The organism is Fictibacillus norfolkensis (assembly GCF_014836645.1).
In the GTDB taxonomy this organism is placed as follows: Bacteria; Bacillota; Bacilli; order Bacillales; family Fictibacillaceae; genus Fictibacillus; species Fictibacillus norfolkensis.
Genome location: NZ_JACSQM010000003.1, coordinates 79,379 through 99,605, shown reverse-complemented (window position 1 = coordinate 99,605; position 20,227 = coordinate 79,379). Strand labels below are relative to the sequence as shown.

General features: G+C 37.2%; 23 protein-coding genes, 1 pseudogene and 1 other annotated feature. Of the genes and pseudogenes, 7 read left to right on the top strand and 17 right to left on the bottom strand.

Annotated features, from left to right (window positions below; all coding sequences use genetic code 11):
* Positions 1-130 precede the first annotated feature (130 nt).
* Positions 131-502: a cyclic-phosphate processing receiver domain-containing protein gene (locus H9648_RS07860; RefSeq protein ID WP_191753355.1), complete on the top strand. Its 372-nt coding sequence runs from the start codon at positions 131-133 to the stop codon at positions 500-502.
* Between the two features lie 33 nt (positions 503-535).
* Here H9648_RS07860 and H9648_RS07855 read toward each other — a convergent pair whose 3' ends face one another.
* The 7 genes from H9648_RS07855 to H9648_RS07825 all read right to left on the bottom strand — a co-directional run bounded on the left by H9648_RS07855 (position 536) and on the right by H9648_RS07825 (position 6,450).
* On the bottom strand, positions 536-1,336 hold the full coding sequence (locus tag H9648_RS07855) for a PP2C family serine/threonine-protein phosphatase (RefSeq protein ID WP_191753354.1): 801 nt from the start codon (positions 1,334-1,336) through the stop codon (positions 536-538).
* Entirely contained in the window at positions 1,326-1,784 is a 459-nt protein-coding gene (locus tag H9648_RS07850) for an HIT family protein (protein WP_191753353.1), read from the bottom strand. Before H9648_RS07850 ends, H9648_RS07855 begins: the two co-directional genes overlap by 11 nt.
* A gap of 39 nt (positions 1,785-1,823) precedes the next feature.
* Positions 1,824-2,042, bottom strand: a binding site (T-box leader).
* 105 nt (positions 2,043-2,147) lie between these two features.
* Positions 2,148-2,639 (bottom strand): dihydrofolate reductase, encoded by a 492-nt coding sequence (locus tag H9648_RS07845; protein ID WP_191753352.1) that lies wholly within the window; start codon positions 2,637-2,639, stop codon positions 2,148-2,150.
* A gap of 9 nt (positions 2,640-2,648) precedes the next feature.
* Positions 2,649-3,074, bottom strand: coding sequence for a flavoprotein (locus H9648_RS07840; RefSeq protein ID WP_191753351.1), 426 nt, complete (start codon positions 3,072-3,074; stop codon positions 2,649-2,651).
* Positions 3,058-3,588: a GNAT family N-acetyltransferase gene (locus tag H9648_RS07835; RefSeq protein WP_191753350.1), complete on the bottom strand. Its 531-nt coding sequence runs from the start codon at positions 3,586-3,588 to the stop codon at positions 3,058-3,060. Before H9648_RS07835 ends, H9648_RS07840 begins: the two co-directional genes overlap by 17 nt.
* Positions 3,589-3,701: 113 nt before the next feature.
* Complete coding sequence (locus H9648_RS07830; protein ID WP_191753349.1) at positions 3,702-4,235, bottom strand: dihydrofolate reductase family protein; 534 nt, start codon at positions 4,233-4,235, stop codon at positions 3,702-3,704.
* A 25-nt stretch (positions 4,236-4,260) separates the two neighbouring features.
* Positions 4,261-6,450 (bottom strand): FUSC family protein, encoded by a 2,190-nt coding sequence (locus H9648_RS07825; RefSeq protein ID WP_318243501.1) that lies wholly within the window; start codon positions 6,448-6,450, stop codon positions 4,261-4,263.
* Between the two features lie 279 nt (positions 6,451-6,729).
* Here H9648_RS07825 and H9648_RS07820 point away from each other — a divergent pair, with 279 nt between their 5' ends.
* Together H9648_RS07820 and H9648_RS07815 are read left to right on the top strand one after the other, a co-directional pair.
* A complete protein-coding gene (locus H9648_RS07820) occupies positions 6,730-8,067 on the top strand; it encodes an FAD-binding oxidoreductase (protein WP_191753348.1) in 1,338 nt (445 codons plus the stop codon).
* A 164-nt stretch (positions 8,068-8,231) separates the two neighbouring features.
* Positions 8,232-9,017, top strand: a complete 786-nt coding sequence (locus H9648_RS07815) for an aminoglycoside 6-adenylyltransferase (protein ID WP_191753347.1) — start codon at positions 8,232-8,234, stop codon at positions 9,015-9,017.
* 56 nt (positions 9,018-9,073) lie between these two features.
* Here H9648_RS07815 and H9648_RS07810 read toward each other — a convergent pair.
* The 3 genes and pseudogenes from H9648_RS07810 to H9648_RS20670 all read right to left on the bottom strand — a co-directional run bounded on the left by H9648_RS07810 (position 9,074) and on the right by H9648_RS20670 (position 10,188).
* Positions 9,074-9,654, bottom strand: a pseudogene (locus tag H9648_RS07810) (pyridoxamine 5'-phosphate oxidase family protein).
* A 60-nt stretch (positions 9,655-9,714) separates the two neighbouring features.
* On the bottom strand, positions 9,715-10,005 hold the full coding sequence (locus tag H9648_RS07805; RefSeq protein ID WP_191753346.1) for a hypothetical protein: 291 nt from the start codon (positions 10,003-10,005) through the stop codon (positions 9,715-9,717).
* 3 nt (positions 10,006-10,008) lie between these two features.
* Positions 10,009-10,188, bottom strand: a complete 180-nt coding sequence (locus H9648_RS20670) for a zinc ribbon domain-containing protein (protein ID WP_225218800.1) — start codon at positions 10,186-10,188, stop codon at positions 10,009-10,011.
* 233 nt (positions 10,189-10,421) lie between these two features.
* Here H9648_RS20670 and H9648_RS07795 point away from each other — a divergent pair, with 233 nt between their 5' ends.
* Positions 10,422-10,742: a hypothetical protein gene (locus H9648_RS07795; protein WP_191753345.1), complete on the top strand. Its 321-nt coding sequence runs from the start codon at positions 10,422-10,424 to the stop codon at positions 10,740-10,742.
* Between the two features lie 270 nt (positions 10,743-11,012).
* On the opposite strand, the gene H9648_RS07790 is transcribed toward H9648_RS07795, so the two are convergent.
* Positions 11,013-12,278 (bottom strand): MDR family MFS transporter, encoded by a 1,266-nt coding sequence (locus tag H9648_RS07790; protein ID WP_191753344.1) that lies wholly within the window; start codon positions 12,276-12,278, stop codon positions 11,013-11,015.
* A 100-nt stretch (positions 12,279-12,378) separates the two neighbouring features.
* Between H9648_RS07790 and H9648_RS07785 the strand changes: the two genes are divergently transcribed.
* Entirely contained in the window at positions 12,379-14,031 is a 1,653-nt protein-coding gene (locus H9648_RS07785) for an ABC transporter substrate-binding protein (protein WP_191753343.1), read from the top strand.
* 48 nt (positions 14,032-14,079) lie between these two features.
* On the opposite strand, the gene H9648_RS07780 is transcribed toward H9648_RS07785, so the two are convergent.
* The 5 genes from H9648_RS07780 to H9648_RS07760 all read right to left on the bottom strand — a co-directional run bounded on the left by H9648_RS07780 (position 14,080) and on the right by H9648_RS07760 (position 16,942).
* Positions 14,080-14,385 (bottom strand): hypothetical protein, encoded by a 306-nt coding sequence (locus tag H9648_RS07780; protein ID WP_191753342.1) that lies wholly within the window; start codon positions 14,383-14,385, stop codon positions 14,080-14,082.
* Entirely contained in the window at positions 14,370-15,416 is a 1,047-nt protein-coding gene (locus H9648_RS07775) for an anti-sigma factor (RefSeq protein WP_191753341.1), read from the bottom strand. Before H9648_RS07775 ends, H9648_RS07780 begins: the two co-directional genes overlap by 16 nt.
* Positions 15,400-15,906: a sigma-70 family RNA polymerase sigma factor gene (locus H9648_RS07770; RefSeq protein ID WP_191753340.1), complete on the bottom strand. Its 507-nt coding sequence runs from the start codon at positions 15,904-15,906 to the stop codon at positions 15,400-15,402. Before H9648_RS07770 ends, H9648_RS07775 begins: the two co-directional genes overlap by 17 nt.
* 82 nt (positions 15,907-15,988) lie before the next feature.
* Positions 15,989-16,468 carry a DUF5662 family protein gene (locus H9648_RS07765; protein ID WP_318243500.1) on the bottom strand — a complete coding sequence of 160 codons (480 nt, stop codon included), beginning with the start codon at positions 16,466-16,468 and terminating at the stop codon, positions 15,989-15,991.
* A gap of 189 nt (positions 16,469-16,657) precedes the next feature.
* Positions 16,658-16,942 carry a hypothetical protein gene (locus H9648_RS07760; RefSeq protein WP_191753339.1) on the bottom strand — a complete coding sequence of 95 codons (285 nt, stop codon included), beginning with the start codon at positions 16,940-16,942 and terminating at the stop codon, positions 16,658-16,660.
* 145 nt (positions 16,943-17,087) lie between these two features.
* On the opposite strand from H9648_RS07760, the gene H9648_RS07755 reads away from it, so the two are divergent.
* A complete protein-coding gene (locus tag H9648_RS07755; protein ID WP_191753338.1) occupies positions 17,088-17,999 on the top strand; it encodes an NAD(P)-dependent alcohol dehydrogenase in 912 nt (303 codons plus the stop codon).
* Positions 18,000-18,025: 26 nt separating this feature from the next.
* On the opposite strand, the gene H9648_RS07750 is transcribed toward H9648_RS07755, so the two are convergent.
* Entirely contained in the window at positions 18,026-18,946 is a 921-nt protein-coding gene (locus H9648_RS07750; protein WP_191753337.1) for an aminoglycoside phosphotransferase family protein, read from the bottom strand.
* A 280-nt stretch (positions 18,947-19,226) separates the two neighbouring features.
* Here H9648_RS07750 and H9648_RS07745 point away from each other — a divergent pair, with 280 nt between their 5' ends.
* Complete coding sequence (locus tag H9648_RS07745; protein ID WP_191753336.1) at positions 19,227-20,165, top strand: sigma-70 family RNA polymerase sigma factor; 939 nt, start codon at positions 19,227-19,229, stop codon at positions 20,163-20,165.
* The last annotated feature ends 62 nt before the right edge of the window (positions 20,166-20,227 follow it).

The following is a 20,227-nucleotide window of genomic DNA, read 5'->3' as shown; positions in this document are numbered from 1 at the left end:
TTCGTTTTGCTTTCTTAATACCCCATGTAAAACTTGTTTTGGAATAATGTGTTATAATTAATATATCAAGATAACTTAGGGCCTTTGACTTTTCTTAGTCACCCTCCGTTAAGGAAGGGAGTGCAAGAAAATGAAAAAGATTAGTGTTTTTATGGATGATTACCGGAATCCGCCAGAAGGATATGTCTTCGTTGAAACAATAGATGAGTGTATGGCTCTCCTAAGGAACCATGACATTGAACACTTATCATTGGATCATGATTTACTGAGCAGAACGAGAAACGGCATGATGCTTGTACAAATGATGGTTAATGAAAAGCTGTTTGCGAACCGAATAACCATACACTCTGCCAACTCTGTCGGAGGCAAGAACATGTACAACTGCCTTAAACAAGCTCAAAAAGACTCAATCATGCCCCACACCATTGTCGTTTCCTTACGCCCACTCCCACTAAAATATTTCCCGCCGCGCGTGCTTCAGCATTATATTGATATCAAATAATAAATCCCAACACTAGAATAGGAGGAAGCAGCTCTACAGATCACTTGGCATACTAGCTGTTTCCTCTATATCAACAGACCACGCAATGATGGTCGTGCTATCTCTTACACTATTTCTTCTTATTTCTTCTAATAGGAATCGAACGCCTTTTTCCACACCGTTATCGCTCAATACTTTTTGGACCTCTCCCGCATCTTCATATGGAACACCCGGACATTCAGTCAGCCCATCAGTCGTCATGAAAATTTGGTTAAGTCCCTTTCTCATTTCTTTCTTACCTGAACGATAACAAGGAACCGGAAGTTCAAATGTGTTCACTTCACCCACCCACTCATAAAAACTTCGTTGAACAAGCTGTCTCTCACCTAGCACAATCAGCTCTGGATGGAAAAGATGAAGAATACAATCCCCAATTGAGAACCACCATAAATATTTTTCTTTTCGAACAACGATCAGACAAGCTGTTTCACCTGTTGTTTTTCGACAAGAATCCATAAAATCAGGATCTTGAAAGATATCGAGTATAAGATAATCTAGCTTTTTAAGAGCTACACTTGCAGATTCAGAGAGAACAGACTTAATTTCATCCTCATTTTTTTCAAAGTGATTTAGGACCAGTTCAACACTTTGGGCTGTCTTATGACCATCAAGTACCATTGTAAACTCCCAATTTTCTACTTCGTTCGCCCATACTAAGCATCCATCTTCATTTTTATATGAACCAGCTTGAGAATTTCCTCCAAACCTGCCCACGGTTACGTTTTGTACTCGTGTTACATCTAATTCATCTATAAATGTTTTATCGCTTCCAACCCACGTCATATTAGTCTTCATCACTATTCTCCTCCAAATAATTTCTCACTCGTTCGCAAACTTTTACTATATCTTCATTCATTCCAAACGGAGCGTCTGCCCAACTATATACTTCATTCGGTCCCCAGTACTCTTCTGGTGTATTTGGATAACGTGGAACGATGTGCATATGCAGATGTGCAACAGAATTACCTGATACGAGCGCATAAATGTGCTCAGCATTTTCTGTCTCTTTCACTGCTTTACTCAGTCGAGCCATGATCTGACCGAATGCATTGGCTTCTTCAATCGTCAGATCACCAAGACCTGGTGCGTGTCGCTTCAGATCAATCATGATATGCCCTAGGTAAGAAGGGCGAACACCTTTATCGATATGGCCCACATAAACATATTCATCTTCAAATATTTTTACACCAGCTGTATCAATAGTGCCTTTATGTTTGTTGCAAATAAAACAATCCTTACTCATTGTTTTCTCCTCCTAAATACAAAAAGCCTATCATCTCGATAAAGAGACGATAGGCTATTCCTAACGTGGTACCACTCTTCTTTGTTTGCAAAAAATCCATGCAAACCTCAGAACCTGATTACGGGGGTTAACCGTGCAGACTTCATTCAGTCTGTCCACTCCTAGGCAAGTTCAGGATATATGTTGACTGCATTGCACCCAATCTGCAGCTCTCTTAACAACAATTCGATCCTTACTACTCCTAATCATCACGTTTAAACGATGGAAAACTTTTACTAATAATAAGATGATTAGAAATTTCTGTCAAGTTTGTTTTTATCTGATTTAATGTAAGATGTTAGTGAAATGAATTGAATTGAATTTTCACAATTCCCTAGCGTATTGATGAAAATAATAGATATACGGATTTTCTTTGTCCTGGATTCCTTTGACTCTAGAAACCTCTTTCCAATCACTTTCATTGAATTCGGGAAAGAAAGTATCTCCTTCAAAGGCATGGTGAATTTTTGTAAGATACATTTTAGTTACCATCGGCATAAACAGCCTATAGATTTCCTCTCCTCCAAAAATTATGACTTCTTCTTCATCACCATCACACGCCTTCAATACCTCATCAATAGAATGGACAACGATACAATTTTGGGGTGAGAAATCTTTTTTTCTCGTAAGTATAATATTCTTCCTTCCAGGCAGGGCTTTACCAATAGAATCAAAGTTTTTCCTACCTAGAACGATGGTTTTTCCCATCGTAATCTTTTGTACGTACTTCCAATCTTTTGGCAACCTCCAAGGTAAATCATTGTCTTTGCCTATCACTCTATTTTCGTCCATAGCAGCTATTATCGAAAAGTTCATAACCGAATCTTACCTTTCTTTTGAGGTGATCTCTATACTCAACATCTTTTCTATCGATAACCCTGCCTCAATGTAGCTTCTGACCAATTTCCAGCTATCATTTTCCCAGCTAAAAGTCTGGAAAAATAAACTAGCCGTTTCAATTGGTTTATCATTAACAATTAGAGATGCCCAAAGAATTGCCATCACTTCATCATCTTTTAAAGGTAAGATTACGTCTTCTTTTAGAATCCACACAGCTCGCTTTTCACCTAATTCCTTAAATGCATGATTCCATCCATCAATTGATTCTTCATAGCCAAAATCATAAACATCCTTGCCTCTAATTTCCCGAGCTGTGTATTTAGACGAAATAACATCCTCTATACCTTTGATAGAAAAGTTTCTCCAACTTTTTATATACTCTTTGTAAAATTGATCAAAAGTTTCTCTCATCTTTCCTCCTATGAAGCAATTTCATATATTTACTATGATTATCGAACTCACCAATATATTCAAATCCATTTTCAACATAAAACTGGTTTAATTTAATATTATTTGCTACACAATCTAACTTGATATATTCTCTACCATGTTCAACATTTGCTTGAATCCAATTCACAATTTCTTTACCAATCCCCTTGTTCATAAATGACGGACGCACAGCTAAACGGTGTATATAGAGAGAATCATGGACTTCATCTTTTCCAAATATATGCTCGTCCCACTCTGTTTGTTCTATTGATAAGGTAAATGTAGCAACCAGCTGTTCATTCCTTGTAACCTTATATGTTTCGTTTCTCTCAATTGCACTTTTGATCTCTGTATCTTCACCACCACCGAGCAAAAATCCCCATTGATCAATATTCCTATCTTTCAACCATTGTGCACATTCTTTTAATAGACTCATAATCATTTGCAGGTCTTCTTGAGATGCTCTTTGAATATCTATTGATTTCAACGATTTCATTAATATTGTACCTCCTATCTATGCTCAAACTAACTTCTTTATTTTCTATGTGATTCCTTCCAGATTCCCCTTTAAATAATGAAGAGCAGCAACTCTAAAGTTGCTGCTCCGTTTTATACCGTTCTATAGATTACCTGTACCAAGCCTGATTCAAAGGTTTTACTATCGACCAACTCCAGCTTAGTGTCGATTTTAGTTTCTTGAAATAACGAAATTCCATTACCTAGCATGATTGGAATATAAGAAATCACGTATTCATCGATTAGATTACGTGATTTAAGCTCTCTTACAACTTCTGATCCACCATCAATAAAAATGTTTTTTCCCTCTTTGTTCTTTAACTCCTGAATCAGATTACTAACATCCCCTCCAAAAAAAGTAACATTTTCATCATTGCCGGTTTTGGTTCTCGAGATGACATAACAATCCTTATTCTTATGAGGAAATTCAATTCCAAATGATAACACTTTGTCATACGTTTTTCTTCCCATGATCACCGTATCTACAGTATTAATGAATGATTCATAGCCATAATCTTCACCAGGACGTTCAACAACAGATAACCAATCAATATCACCATTCTTTTTTGCGATAAATCCATCTACACTTGAAGCAATATACAAAATTACTTTGCGTTTCGATTTCACGAAATGATCTCCTTTTGTACATCTATTACTTATTTTTATTTTGGTGCTCTATTACTCCTCCCAACTCATTTCCTAGCTCAACAATGGATTGGTTGATGCGCCATACATAATAGAGGTGATGAATTAGATCACGCTGAGATTGCTTACGGCTTGGCGCAAGACGCTCGAACTTTTCTCGTTCTTCTTCTAATGTTTGAAGAACATATTCACCTTCATTCTCTGTTACAAGATTAGCTAATGAATCAATATTGTTCTTTATTTTCGTCTCGATCTGTATAAATCCTTCGAGTAGTTCTTCAGGGTAATCAAATCCTTTTCTGTAAGCAGAAGCGACCAAATGTTTTGCGTAATAATTGATAGCAGCTAACCTCGTCATCCAACTTACCATATCAGCGTATATTGGTGATCCTGGGCGTTGGAGAAAGGATTGCGCTTCATCCCTGATCGTCTGAAGTTTCGTATCGAGCTTAAACGCACTTTCTGACAGATCCTTAACGTTTACGTCTTCTCTAAACCCTCTAACGTATTCGGAGACAAAAGGAGCGAGTTCTTCTAAGAATTCGTTGATCGATTCAGCTACCTTCACTTTCGTTTTCTTCGGAAAGATCAAATAAGAGACAGCTAACGCTATGGATGCCCCTGCAACCGTATCAAGAACTCTGGCTCCAATCAGTGAAAACGTAATACCACCTAATAAAAGATCGTACATAAACGCAATAAGCATAGTAATAAAAACACTCATTAACGTGTAGGAAACGGTCATTAAATAAAACGCTAGAAAAACAACAATAAAGAGAAAGATGACTTCCAAAACGGTGTGTCCCGAAAGAAATTTAGCAAGGACAAAACCGATAACAGCTCCTATGATCGTGCCTAAAGAACGCTGATATCCTTTCGTATAAATCCGTCCGATGGACTCCGTTCCAAGTAGAACAACAAATGCTGTAAGCAGAACCCAATATGGCTGTGCAGGTGAGATGATCAGACCAACGATAATAGATAGAATTGCTGCTACAAGTGCTTGATATGCTTTTTTAGTAGAGGGCTTTAACGCTTTGTCTTCTGTTTTCGTATCTTCTTCGCCCACTTTATCGACGGTCTCTTCTTCTTTTTTATCTACAGACTCTAAATAGAGAGATTGCTGTATCGTTACAGCACCTTCTATCACGTGATTAGCGATCGATTCAATTCGGCGGATAAGATAGATCCATCCTTGTGGAGGCTCTTCTCGTTCAAAAAGTTTCATGATTAACATTCGAAGTTGCTGAACCGATTTTTCAGCAGGGAGAATATTTTGTTTTTTCACATGTGGAGCGAGTACTTCAGCATCACGAACAGCAACCGTCACAGCAATGAGTGATTGTTTGATCTCTTCAACATGTAGAGCATCTGCTGTTTTTAATCCTCGAACCGAGTCAACTAACGTTTCAATCAACATGCCTGTATCAAACACATATAGTCGAAGTTGGTTCGGCAAGAGACCTGGCCATATTTTCCTCACATCATTCTCGTTGATATAGCCAGAAACAATAAGAGCGTAATCTCTTAGTTTGGCAACGTTCTTCTCTAATTCTTTCTTACGCTGAGTATTGGATTCTTTATCTTGCATGGCTTCGATCAAGAGGTTAAGAGTCAGATTGCTTTGTATATGAAACGAATGAATACTACTTTTTAAATTTTTCGCCGTATCTTGAAACAAGAAGAAATTAAGGATAAAGGCATAAGCTACGCCGAACCATATTCCAACATAAAACCAAGGCAACTGGTCACTCGATAACTTTAAAACTGAGGAAAAATAAACGGTCATAAAAAAGATCATGAACAAGGAAAAATAGCGTGTACCATACCTTGAGAAATAAAAACTGCTAAACACACTTAACACTAAAACTGCATCTATGTAATACGCATTGTTAGCGACAAGAGAACCGATTGTAATGCCCATCATAGCTGAAACACCTAGCCATAACGTGGTTACTCTCATCTCTTGTTTTGTATCATCCATTACGACCATGATGCCCATCAACCCAAGCATACCCGAAACAATAGCTGGTGTGATACCTCCAGAGTGACCGGTGTATCGCATGATAAGAAGGGTAGTGAATACAGCAAGAATTAAACTAACAGTCGCTCTTCCAGCTTGTTGCAACCGCACATATCCAGGGTCAGCTGCTACCATCTTCGCTAACCAATGGTGCCTGTTATATAATCGTTGCACGGTTCCCCTCCTTTTCTAAAACTATAATTGGAAATGATATCATGTAGATGTTTTTTTACCAAATGAACTGCTTTTATAAAGCATTAACCTATATTTAACTTTAGTTATAGCATTCCCTTATTCATCACTTTTTTTAACTCACATTCCATTCTTTTTCTAAGATACTCCTTAAAAGTTTTTGTCTGACTGAGCTCAGCTTCATAAAAGATTTTAACCGACTATCCATATCCTGCATACATTTATATAACTACAAATACGTCTTTGCCGGGAGTGGAATTAATGGGATCTACAGAGTTAACAGGAAGAATAATCTTTAAAGGTGACCCTGGCTATAATGAAGCCGTTCGAAACTGGAACCCTTATGTCAACACATATCCTCTTGTATTCGTATTCGCACAAAATGCATGTGACGTCAGCAATGCAATTAAATGGGCTCGAGAGAACGATGTTCCATTAAGGGTCAGAAGTGGCCGACATGCTCTTGACAAAGAGTTCAATGTTGTAAAGGGCGGAATCGTTATCGACACAGGTGATATGAATAAAGTGCACTTAGATAAGAAAAAGGGAATCGCTACTGTCCAACCTGGAATTCGGGTCGGACCTCTTGTAAAAGGTCTTGCTCGAGAAGGTTTTTTGGCTGTCTTTGGCGATAGTCCGACAGTTGGAATCGGAGGCATCACTACTGGTGGAGGGTTCGGGTTACTCTCACGTACAATTGGTGTCATATCAGATAACCTTCTTGCACTGGAGACCGTAGATGCAAAAGGACGGATTCTTAAAGCCAGTCCAACTTGCAACGAAGATTTGTTTTGGGCCTCTAGAGGAGGCGGTGGAGGTACGTTTGGATTCAATACGGAATATACGTTTAAAGTTCATCGTGCACCTGAAACCGCAACGGTCTTTAACATTATTTGGCCATGGGAACAGCTCGAAACCGTATTTGAAGCATGGCAGAATTTGATGCCGTTTGTAGATTCACGATTGGGCAGTTATATTGAGATTTTCAGCAAAGTAAATGGATTATGTCAAGTAACTGGCCTTTTCTTAGGTTCAAGACCTGAATTGATTCAAATCCTGCAGCCTTTACTAAATGCTGGGACACCTTCAGAAGTAGTTATAGAAACGCTCTTCTACCCAGACTGTATCGAATTCCTTGATCCACCTGAACCACCTTATGCTGATCAAAACTTTAAATTTTCTTCTTCTTGGGCGACTAGTCTTTGGCCAGAAGAACCCATTAAGGTAATGAAACAGTTTTTAGAAGAAGCACCTGGAACAGAAACCAATTTCTACTTTACCAATTGGGGCGGTGCAATCAGCAGTGTGCCAAAAGACAAAACAGCTTTCTATTGGCGTGATCCGTTGTTTTACACAGAATGGAACGCAACGTGGGTTGATAAATCTGAGGAAGCGAGTAGTCTTGCATCAGTCGAGTCTGTGCGTCAGCAGTTAAAACCTTATACAGTAGGTTCTTATGTAAACGTCCCAGATGAAAACATACAAAACTTCGGTAAAGCTTATTGGGCAACAAACTTTGCTAGGCTACAAAGAGTAAAAACAAAATATGATCCTGAGAATGTATTTAACCATCCTCAGAGTGTCCCACCACTATATTAAAAAATATAAGCAATAGTTATCCGGTATTTCGATGATCGGGTAACTATTGTTTTTTAGGTGTGATCTCGTAAACTTTGTTGCATGTGGAAGTTGTTGATTACTGTTACAGTATTTTACAAATTATGTTAATATTAAAAAAGCATATAAATAATGTGAGGTGTCTTATGTATACTCCAACAGAAAGAGATGATTATTTTCAGCGAACGATCGATATGTTAAATGTACTGCCTATGGTTGAAGGTGTTGTTCAATTAGGTTCTGGTGTAACGGGATACAAAGACGAATTCTCGGATATTGATCTAATGATAGCTACGTCATCTGAGGATGAAGTCATTGGAGCGAAAGATCATATTCAACAATTTTACAAGGGTTTGAAACCCGTTATCATTAAAGAGAAGCAGTTTTCAAAAAATATTTATCTATTAATTGTTATTCTAGAAAACTCGTTGGAATTCAACGTTTCAATCCTTCCAAGGAATTCATTGAGTGTAAGATCTCCGTTGTGGAAAGTAGTTTTGGACAAGACAGGCTTAGTCTCTGAGAAGATGGGAAAAGAGGATAGAGCTTTTTCAAACAAACCCTTAAAGTATGCTACTTTCGAAGATCCTGTTTTCGAATTTATTTATTGTTTCATAAGATTAGAGAAAGAGTTGAAGCGCGATAATTTCGTATACGCACTAAAGATGCTAGAGTCGATGAGAGATTATACGTTAATCGTTCAGGCAATAAATGAAGACAAAAAACTTCATCAGTTTAAAGCTTACGCCTCGTTAAATAGTGACTTTCTAGAGAAATACCTTTCAACTTATCCAAAAGATATAACGTGTGATAGTTTGGTTGAATCCGCTTCTTTATTAAAAGAAATGTTTATACATACCGTAATGCAGAGTTCAATATATACATTAAATGATTCTTTACTTGAGTTGTTAAAACCAAAGAATACCGTATAAACTTTCAAAAACACTGTACATGCAGTGCTTTTGAAAGTTTCCTATAAGACTTCCAACTAGTAAAGCTTGTTCTTATAGCCTTCAATTAGGTCATTTGCTATTCTTTCTTCAGTCATTTCAGGTAGATTACATGAGCTGCTAGAATCTTTGCAGCGTTCGGGAGAGATTCTTTCATTTCCCAACGTTCAGGTTCCCAAAGTCCTGATCGTTTAAACGCTTTCCCACAGTGCATATAGCACTGTTCTACATTAACAAGAATTCCTAGAAGTGGCGCTTTTCCGCCTACTTCCATTTTTTTGAGTAATTCTTCATCTTTAATAACAGCTGCTTTACCGTTAATCCGTAGCGTCTCACCCATTCCTGGTATTAGAAATAGTAAGCCTACTTTTGGATTTGAGAGAATATTAAACATTGAATCAACCCGCTTATTCCCTGGTCGGTCAGGAATCACGAGATGGTGATCATCTATCACATGTACAAAACCTGCAGCATCACCTCTAGGTGAACTATCACAGTTCCCTTCATGATCTGACGTAGCTAAAATTAAAAATGGTGAATGAGCGATAAAGTCTTTGCAATGTTCATCTATTTTAGAAATAACTTTATTCTGCCCCCTAAGACTTGGAGTTCCGAGCATAAGCCTCAGTTCCTCTTGGGTTTCCACATAATTTAAAGTTTTCACTATCGTTTCATCCCCTTACTTTCTAAGAGCATCCGCTGCTAGATGTGCATCTGCTCTCTTGACGTAAATGTCGTATTGCGTGTTATCAATTACCGGCCGTTCTCTATCACCAAATGCCTGCCCCGGAATTCTCACTTTATATGCCACACCATCAGCTTTAAGTTTGGCTATGACATTAAAATAGTTTTCCTGACCAAATGCAGTATAGATGAGATTCATGTTACGGTAACGATACTTATGAACAAAAGAACCAACAATGATTCCGCCCAGCACGATTACAAGAAAAATCCATCCAAATACCGGCATGCTTCACAACACCTCTTTAGAGTTTTTATCCGAATAAAAGATCAAGTACAGACCCCAACTGTTCTTTTTTCCTTCAAGAACACTAGGATCATACACCTCTACAAATTCACAATTTTCACATGATATGAATAAAAAGTGGTTGTGCTGAATTTCGAGAAATATACTTAAACCCGAACCAGTCATGGCTAGTTCTTTTGTTCTGCAGCGCGAATGGCTGCACTTGTTTACATTTGAATCTGCTTTTAATCGCTTCTTCTATCTGCTCTTTGATTACATAGTTAAATCAATGATATGTTGATGGAAAAATTTAGTCAACGAGTGAAAATACCCCCATAAATGAGTGATTCTCTCTTAATAGTGTATAGAGTACATAAAAAAGTAATGACAGAAATACGAACACTGTAAGGAGGCAAAACATGGAGCCGTATGTAAAGGATGCTCTACTAGAATGGAAAGATGAGATTGAGCAACAAAAGAATGAAATAGATGAAGAGTACGACAAAGTTAAAACAGAACTTCAACTTTATTCTTATAAATTTGGAATCACGAAACAAGTCATCCAATCAACCATCAATGAAGAAATGATCAAGAACATCAAGAAAACCTATCAACAACCTTTTGAAGAAAAGTACAATGATTTGAAGCAACAGCTGAAAAAACTTGAAGAAAAACGCAGCGTTTTCAACATGTTTGTAGAAAAGATCGAGATCGCTTCGGTTAAAGAATCCAATTCATAAATAATTGAAGCTTGGAATTGATTCCAAGCTTCTTTTCTTTTCTTCTTGCTGGTTTCAATCTCAATGCGCTTGACAAAGTTTATCGAAAATCGGATAAATAATCTTATATACGGAATTAAATTAATTTACCTCGTAATTATTGAGATTTACCACGTAATTATTTGTATTTACCTCGTAATGAATGATGGATGTACATACCGATCGAACAAAGAGTAATTTTGTTCACTTGAGGTGGACGTCATCTGTTAACCTTCCTCTTCTCAACTATCTTTACTTCACAACTTGCGCAACTACCTCTTTTTTCACAGCTTTTTCTGTTAGCTTTTCTCTTAAGAAGAGTCCAGAATACATGAAAAACGCACCGATTATGATCACGACTCCCATATACACACTCATCATCACTGGTACTAAAAAGGCCCCTAAGATAATCGTCGAACGCGCTAACATATCTGCTCCACTGAATGAAACATTGGCAAAAGCAGAGTATGATCCTCTCTTATCGCTAGGTATCATGTTAGCTTTTTCCGCTTCTTTAATGGGAGAGTAGATTAACTCACCCATTGTAGCAATCACGTTAAATAGAAGTAATACATACCAAGCGTTTGCTGACGTAACGGTCACGTAACCGATCCCGTATAACAACAACCCAATCAATAAAGCATTCTTCTTAGAAAAACGATCCATAACCCGATTGATTAAGAACGTGAAACAAACAACCATCAACATGTTTTGGATGTTTAACATACTGAGCATCCGAACGCCAGTGATCTCAAAATTACCAATGTGGAAAGATTCAAAGGTTTCAGCCAAACGAATCCCAATATAACTGTTTAATGTAAATTCCGCTGAAAAGATGAAGGTTCCACCGATAACCACTTTCACGAATGCAGAATCTTTTAAAGCCACTTTATAGTTTTGAAACAAGTCGAGAAAAACATTTTCATGCGTTTTCTTCAAAAAGCCAGTGAACTCATCACAGAGCCAAATTCCATAAGCAATGGGAATGCTGATTGAAGTAACAGTTAACAACACGAAAAGTTCAATCTGGTGACTTACATAAAGCAATCCACCCAAAGCAGCACCGATTGCCATAGACAGATTGATCATCCAATAATCAAGCGTATATACTTCTTTTCTGTTTTCAGGTGTCGTCGAATCCATAATGATCGCATGCATGGCAGGTCTGCCTAGACTACTTGTAATAGTGAATCCTATATAAGCGAGTGCAAAGAGCAAGATCCAATTTTGTTCAGGCAGCAAGCTAACGGTCATGAGTAAAAACATGACTGCGTTTAAGCAAGATGTTGTCATCAACACTTTCTTCCTGGGAAAACGATCCGAAATGTAACCACCGATTAAATTGACAATGAATCCGATGACTACTGTTAAAATTAAAAATGTTCCTGCCCAAACTTTGCCCTTTTCAGTTGCAAAGAATAAGGCCATAAATGGCATAACGGCCGAAGAAACAGCTCGATTAAAGAACGATGTAATCAACCGTACTTTAATATTTTGGGGGTATTCTCTCCATCCCATGTTGTCCCCTCCTTCTCTGTATTGTAATATTAAACTAGACTACAAATGATAAAAATAGACAATTAAATAAAACATGTCTACTTTTAAACGGGAGGAGAACATGGATAACAAACTTCTCATTCTATGGAGATACTTTCCATCAGGTCATATACGAACAGAAGAGATTGCTGAAGCACTTCAGATCAGCCAGAAACAAACTACACGATACTTAAAAAAATGGAACGATGAAGGATGGTTAACTTTTATCCCAGGTCGTGGAAGAGGAAATGTCTCACGTCTTCAATGGCTGAAAAATATCGAGGAGAACTTTGAAGATGAAGTGCTTCTCAAGTTGGATCATGAACCGGTTGAAATCAGCAGTAAATATTTGATGTACGACTGGTCGACGGATACGAAGATAAGATTGATGAACAAATTTCATACGCAATTTGGTTTCGTACAGAAAGCGAAAGACAAACTCGTCGTTCCAAAGCGCTTTCCGTTTAGAACCCTCCACCCATTAGATGCCGCAGACGCTCATAGCGCAAATATGGTATCGAATGTATTTAACCGACTCGTATCGTTAACCGATCAAGGAGAAATCCTACCTGAACTTGCTCACAGCTGGGATGTTTCACCTACGAAACTACGACTTTATTTAAGAAAAGACGTTTGTTTTCACGACGGCTCTGTTTTAACAGCAACAGATGTTATCAACTGTTTAGAAAAGCTTCGATTTCATGAGCAAAATAAAGATTTATGGACACCGATTGATGAAATCGTATCCAAAGCTCCACTTGTAGTTGATATTTTATACAGCGGAGGCTGCAGCTACATTCTCCCATTGTTGAGTATGATGACATCGAGTATTTACAAAGAAAGCAAAGGGAGAATATATGGGACTGGAGGGTTCTTGGTCGAAGAAGACACTGATCAAAAAACAACGCTTGTTGCTTTTAAAGAACATTTCCAAGAACGGCCTTTACTTGATGCGGTTGAGTTCGTAAAAGTTCCGAAAGACTTTCCAATCGTTTACCACTCCTCTATGGAACCAGATCATCATGAAACCTTTCAAGTAGAGAGTGATTCAGGATTTGGTGTGCTTATTATGAATGCGTACCGTAAAGAATCACAGATAGCTAAATTGGAAGTACGGCAATACATCCATCAAATTCTAGCAATGAACCGTCATAGAATACGAGAGTATGAGTCAAGAGCCATTCCTAATGACAACAGCTGCATGATTGGAAATCGCCTACCCTATTCAATACCGAGAACTGTCCGGCCAGAATTTGCAGAACCTCTTATCATAAGGATAGCTGAGCATACAGAAGAAGCTTCAAGATGGCTTCTCGACACGTTTGCTCAATATGACATTCCAGTTAAAGTTATAAAAGTATCTTTTGAAGACGCTATTTTTAATAAACAGCTTACAGATCAAACAGACATGTTTATACATGGTGAAATTTTCGAGCTGAATCAAGATCTATCTTTCTATTTTTTCTTAACAAATGGATTTGCTCCACTCCCTTTAATTTTAGGAAAAAATAGAAAATGGCAAAAACGCATCTCTCAATATGTTCACACGCCATTTGAAGAATGGACGAATCTGAATGTTGAAGTCGAAAAGGAACTTATTGATGAAGCCATTATGATTCCATTATATTATCAAAAAAGGTACATTCCTTTTTCTACTGAATTGATGAACGTGAACATTAAGCATTTCGGATATGTTGATTTTTCTAAACTTTGGTTACGCCCTACAATTGATTAGTAAAAGAAAAAAGGATCTGACACTTCAGATCCTTTGCCTCACTGGAACTTACGGTTTAGCGTTAATGGTCCATGATAATCCCATCATGATTATGAAGAAAATTGGGATAAATCCATTGATTCCTATTCCCCACCATGCGAACTGTTTGGATCGATTCTTCGTAACCAACCCAACTACTCCTAAGAAAACCCCAAGTAAAGGTAAGGGAAATAGAAATAATTCAGGTATATCCACCGTTTCTATTAATAGTCCAATGTTTAATACAGCTAGAGCGAGTAATCCAATTATAAAAGAAATAAATCCTGTTAACGTCTGCAGCTTTCTTTTCCTTTTCTTTTTTATTTCAAATTCCATAATTTTATCTCCCCTACTTTTGCTGCTCGAATTTCTTTCACCTGTTCTAATTTTCTTAACTCTGGAATGGGTCCGGTTACAACCGCTCCATAAATGTGAATCCCTTTGTCTTCCACATACTTACGACGCTCTTTTATTTCAAGTGATTTTATTTTGGATACAACTTCTGCAGTTTCTTCATTTTTCTCTAATAACTTTAATATATCGAGAAATACTTCCTCATTCGTTTGATCTCTACCGTTAAAAGGTGACCAGGTGGTCGTATCGACCTGTGCCGGATAGCCGATTGGAGTGATCGGAACACCTTCTTTGTCCAGTTGTTCCGCTTCTAATCCTGTATCAACCGCCAACCAGCGAATTTCCGTTTCTTTCGGTAAGAAAGCATCGATATCATCAGGGTTAATTAATTGGGAAAACGAAAGGTATGCTTCTGCTACAGTACCATCAGGAAGACCATCTAACACATCCCATGCTTCGGGTGTATTAAATGGAACCATTGCATCGGGATGATACATTTTCTGACCATCCTTCACCACATCAATTCCATAGCCCATCGGTGGAAGCTGTTCTAAGAAAGATATTTTTTCAGGAAATTTAGGCTCATCTAATCCGAAATATACATCCACCTTTTCAGCTAAATAATCTTCACTACCAATACGCTTAAACGTATCAAATTTAACATTCATGGAAAACAAGCCGATCTCGCTCTCGATCTCCATCTCTTCTAAACTAATATTAGGTTCGGTTACATATATCGTCTTTCCTACTACGTCAATCATCGTGTTCGCTTTACCACCAATACCATAATACAAATAAGTGATTAATGTCATGAGAGGAAGAATAAGAAGCAAGATCGCTAGGCTTATCATAACGGTTGCATTACGAGCTGTATTCGATCCTACTCGAATGATCTCTCTTTGCTCTTCTTCAGAAAGAGTTGGTGAGGTATGAATGTCGTTCTTCGTTTTCATCATGTAAGCTTTATATAGATTTTCGTCATTATTTTGATCTGGTTTATGCTCGTCGCTCATCTAGGTTCATCCTTTCCTTAACACGTTCCACTAGCTTTTTTCTACCTCTTGAAATATGACTTTTTAATGTGTTCAGCTTTATGTTTAAAATCTCAGCTGCTTCTTGATAACTAAGTTCATTCAAATCGCACAAGAGAACCGCTTGTTTTTCGATCTCTTTTAAACACTTTAAATCCTCAATTAATAATAAAAATGATTCCTTTTCTAGCATCTTACTCTCCGGTGTATTTTCTATCATATCTACATTTTCTTTAATCTCATCAGTAAGAATCGTTTTTTTATTCTTTCTTTGATGATCTATAAATGCATGGTACGCGACTTTAAACAACCAAGCTTTAATATTGTTAATCTCATAGTCTGCCAAAGTTAGATATGCTCGGTAAAATGCTTCTTGCACCAAATCCTCCGCAACATGGTGATTTTTCGAAAGAGAATACAAATAGCGGTACAGATCATTCATATAGTGTTTATATACATCCTCCAGTTGCACAACCGCTCCCCCTTTCATATCAACCACGTTTTAACTGTAAGAAAAGTTGCAATATTTTACAATTATTTTCAATAAAAAATACTCAGATTGATTTCTGAGCATTCTCGGGTTCCAAATTTTCAATTATTTGTGCACATTCTTTCCTTGTGTCCGGATGCAGAATTACACGATCAGTCAGAAGATTGGCGATCAATCGATCCGATATAGTTGGTCCTGATTGCTTCCTTCCCCATCTTCTTGAGAAAGATTTGTAATCACAGATCATCTCAAGTACATACTTTCGGGGAATCGGAACCGCTTCTCTTTTAAGCTGATCGACCACCCAATAATTCCAATGATGTTTATTGTGATGTTGATGATGAAGCCAAGCATATTGCCATTCCACTTCACTCGGTTTTTCATCTGAATAAAATTTCTTTGCGTATGTAAAAAACTCAGCTGGATGAAACTTAGATAGATCATGTGTAAACGCTTGAATATAAAGTCCTAGCTTCCAGCATTCTATAAAAACATTTAACTTATGTTCAAAGATATAAAGTAGATATTTTCCGTAAGCTGGCACAATTCTTCACCCACTAATTAAATATTTTACTTCCATAAAACAGAATCAGCGTAAAAATGATTGCTTCAATCATTAATCGTCCAGTTCGTTTCAATGGTGTTCCTTTGTACTTCATTCGCTCAAACCGATATTGTATGAAAACAATAGCAAGTGCCGTGTAAAAACTATCTAAAGTGTCACATTCATCACCTATTTATCAATAAAGTTCACCAGGAATACAAATACAAAGATTGTAATAAACGTATATCGAGATCCTACAACTTTATTTTTTTCACCAAGGATTTTTTCAAATATCTCTACAAGTATTCGATATAATGTAGCACTACCTAAAATTACTAAAATATAGTTAAGGGGCTTCTCCCAAATACTTTTAAAATCCACAAATTGAATAATCGTAAGAATCACAATAAGTCCACAAAGCTCTCCGATGTTGTTTTTAGATCGTTTAAAGAAAAAGCGTTTCAGTATATTCATAAGCTGTCCTCCATGTAAGTCTAAAATTGTGATTCATATTTCATTCCTTAAAAGTCTTATTTTTCCTTCTAAAACCTTTAAACTTATCATTTTAGTTCAAATAATGAACATAAGATGTATGAATACATGTAATAGGAGGTTTTCTATGAAGGCTGTATTATGTACGAAGTATGGCACGCCACAAGTGCTCATTCTTCAACAAGTCCCTAAACCTGCTCCAAAAGAAAACGAAGTCCTTATTAAAATCCATGCTACAACTGTAACAACTGGGGATGTAAGGGTTCGTGGTTTTAACAGCCCCCTCTTATACTGGTTACCCATGCGTTTGTTCTTAGGGATAAGAAGGCCACGGAAACCGATTTTAGGTGTTGAATTAGCAGGAGTTGTAGAAGAAATCGGAATGAATGTTACACGCTTTAAAAAAGGGGATGGGGTCTATGCAATGACTGGGATGCGATTTGGCGCACATGCAGAATACACATGTCTACGTGAAGACGGGATAGTCACCCATAAACCACAGAATGTAACTTTTGAAGAAGCCGCTGCCATTCCCTTTGGAGGAACAACAGCTCTACATTTTTTGAGAAAAGGAAAGATCCTTAAGGGACAAAATGTTTTGATCTATGGAGCATCTGGAGCTGTGGGAACAGCTGCTGTCCAACTTGCCAAGTATTATGATACTGAAGTAACGGCCGTATGCGGTCCAACCAATCTAGAACTGGTCAAATCATTAGGAGCTGATCATGTCGTAGATTATACAAAAGAGGATTTTACAAAAACGGATAAAAAATACGATATCATTTTTGATGCTGTAGGCAAGTTATCAACCTCTAAGTGTCAAAATGTATTAAAAGCAAACGGTAAATTCGTAACAGTTGATGGGCAAGGTATTGCAAAAGAGCGTACAGTGGATCTAGAATTCTTAAAAGAACGAATTGAATCAGGTCAAATGAAACCCGTCATCGATCGTTATTATGAGCTAGAGCAAGTTTCAGAAGCTCATGAATATGTTGAAACTGGCCGTAAGAAAGGTAGCGTTGTCATAAGAGTGGTTTGATACCAAAAAAAAACGTACTTCTCAATCTAGAGGAGTGCGTCTTTATTTATGTATTTCCTCACTAAGCTTTTGAAGACTTGAATTGTATTTAAAAAGCTGTCCTGCACATGACCATCTTCAATTGTCCAACAAGTTGCTAACACAGCATGTGAATAGGTTCTTAACAAAACTCGTTCTTTATTTAAATTCAGTACATCTACAAAAATATCAATTCGTTTTTCTGTAATCTCTTCCACTCCATGTTCAGGTAATTTATTCAGCAAATATTGAACCACCTCATATTCACGATCTCCGATCAAACCCTTTGGATCGATTACAGTCCAAGAATCTCCATTTGCTAGTATATTGTAGTGGTGAAGATCGCCATGAAGTAAATATGGCTTCTCTATAGAAGTGTTTAACTTTTCAGTAATGAATAAAGCCTCTTCTATGGTTGCTTTTGAAACAGGTTGATAACTGTTGTAATTTTGATAGATTCGTTTCAAACTATTTTCACGATCAAGAACAGTGGAAAGATTAGAATCAACTGGGGCAGGAATCATTAACTTCTTCATCACATTGGCAGCAATTAAAGTCGCCTTATCATCTTCTTCTATTTCTGCTAAAGTTTGTCCTGGCTGTATTCGTTCAAGAATCATAATGCCTCGTTCCCTCTCGAACGCTAACACTTTAACTGTACTTTCACCTGATAAAAGCTGAAGTGCAAGTAGCTCGGCTTCGAATTCTTTCTGATCAACCACCACTTTTAAAACCACTTCACTTCCATCACTCCTTTTAGCCGGAGCAACAAAATTGTATGAAAGGTCAAAGGGGTGTTTTATGTTTAAATCATACTGCTTTTCGCAGTCAGCCACTAATTCATCAAAATTAGTTAGCCATGCACTAGCTCCGTCTCCATGAACACCTTTCATTTTTTTAATAAATGGTTCAGGTAGTTTAAATTTCATCACGTCACTCTCCGTATGTCATCTGTTCTTTTCCTTGAATGGTGTATTCATATGGTTTGGAATTCCGTCTAAGTGATCTTGAGAGCGAACTAGACCGTTCATTACAGGTAACCCTTTGCATACAGCTTACTCCTTTACACTTTAAAAATGTAACTTTTATCCAACTTTACAATAACACACTTAAATACTAACTTTTTTAAAAAAGATTCAATAAAAGCGTATAATTTTCAGTAGAATATTCGTTGTACATAGTGAACGGTAAAAGAAAGGAGTTTTAAAAATGTCTCAGCCAACAACACATACACTTCAGGCTCAAGCAAACGATTTACGACAAAAGTTTGAAGAAGAAATTCGCGATTATAGTGAAGGATTATGGAACTATTGCAGATACCTCACAGGTTCACCTTGGGATGGTGAAGATTTGTATCAAGAAACGATGCTTAAAGTACTTGGAGGACTTTATACAAGATGGCATCCTACCAATCTAAAATCATATGTATTTCGCATTGCAACAAATACATGGATCGACCTCTGCAGAAAAGAAAAACGAACACTTGGCGTTTTATCGGAAGAAAGTGATGCATTTGAAGAATTCTCAGACAGTCTTGAGTTAGAAGAAGCACTTCAACAGTTAGATGAGCTGTTTACCCCTCGACAAACAGCAGTGTTTCTTTTACTAGAGGTATTTCGTTTTCAAGCGGACGAAATAGCTAGTATTGTAAAAACAACACCTGGTGCTGTGTATGCATCAGTACGAAGAATGAGACACAAAATACAAACTACTAAACATCAATCTATTAAATCGAACTATAATGCTTCCCCTCAAAGATCAAAGATTATTCAAGCCTATCTAAAGGCTTTTAATCATGGTGATCTAGAAGGAATGCTTTCACTGATCAGTGACCAAGCACACTATGAAGCATCATTAGGATTTTTAGAAGTGAATAAAGACGAAATTAGAAACGGTTCACTTGCATTTGGGTTACCCGGACATCATGCTATCCAATGTGAGCTATGGGGTAAACATGTTATTGTCGTATTGGCGGAGTCTGATCAAAGTCAGCTTGTACACGATATTCAATATCAAGAAGTCGAAAATAATAAAATTGTTTACCACAGAAGCTTCTTTTTTAGAAAAGAGTTCATTGTGGCTGCGTCAAAAGAATTGGGATACAAGCCACAATTAAACAAGCCACCTCTTAACTGGGAAGAGAAATGATGAATATCTTAAATATGTTTTCTCGTGAAAGTATAGAAAATGGCTAATTGACCAAAATCTCA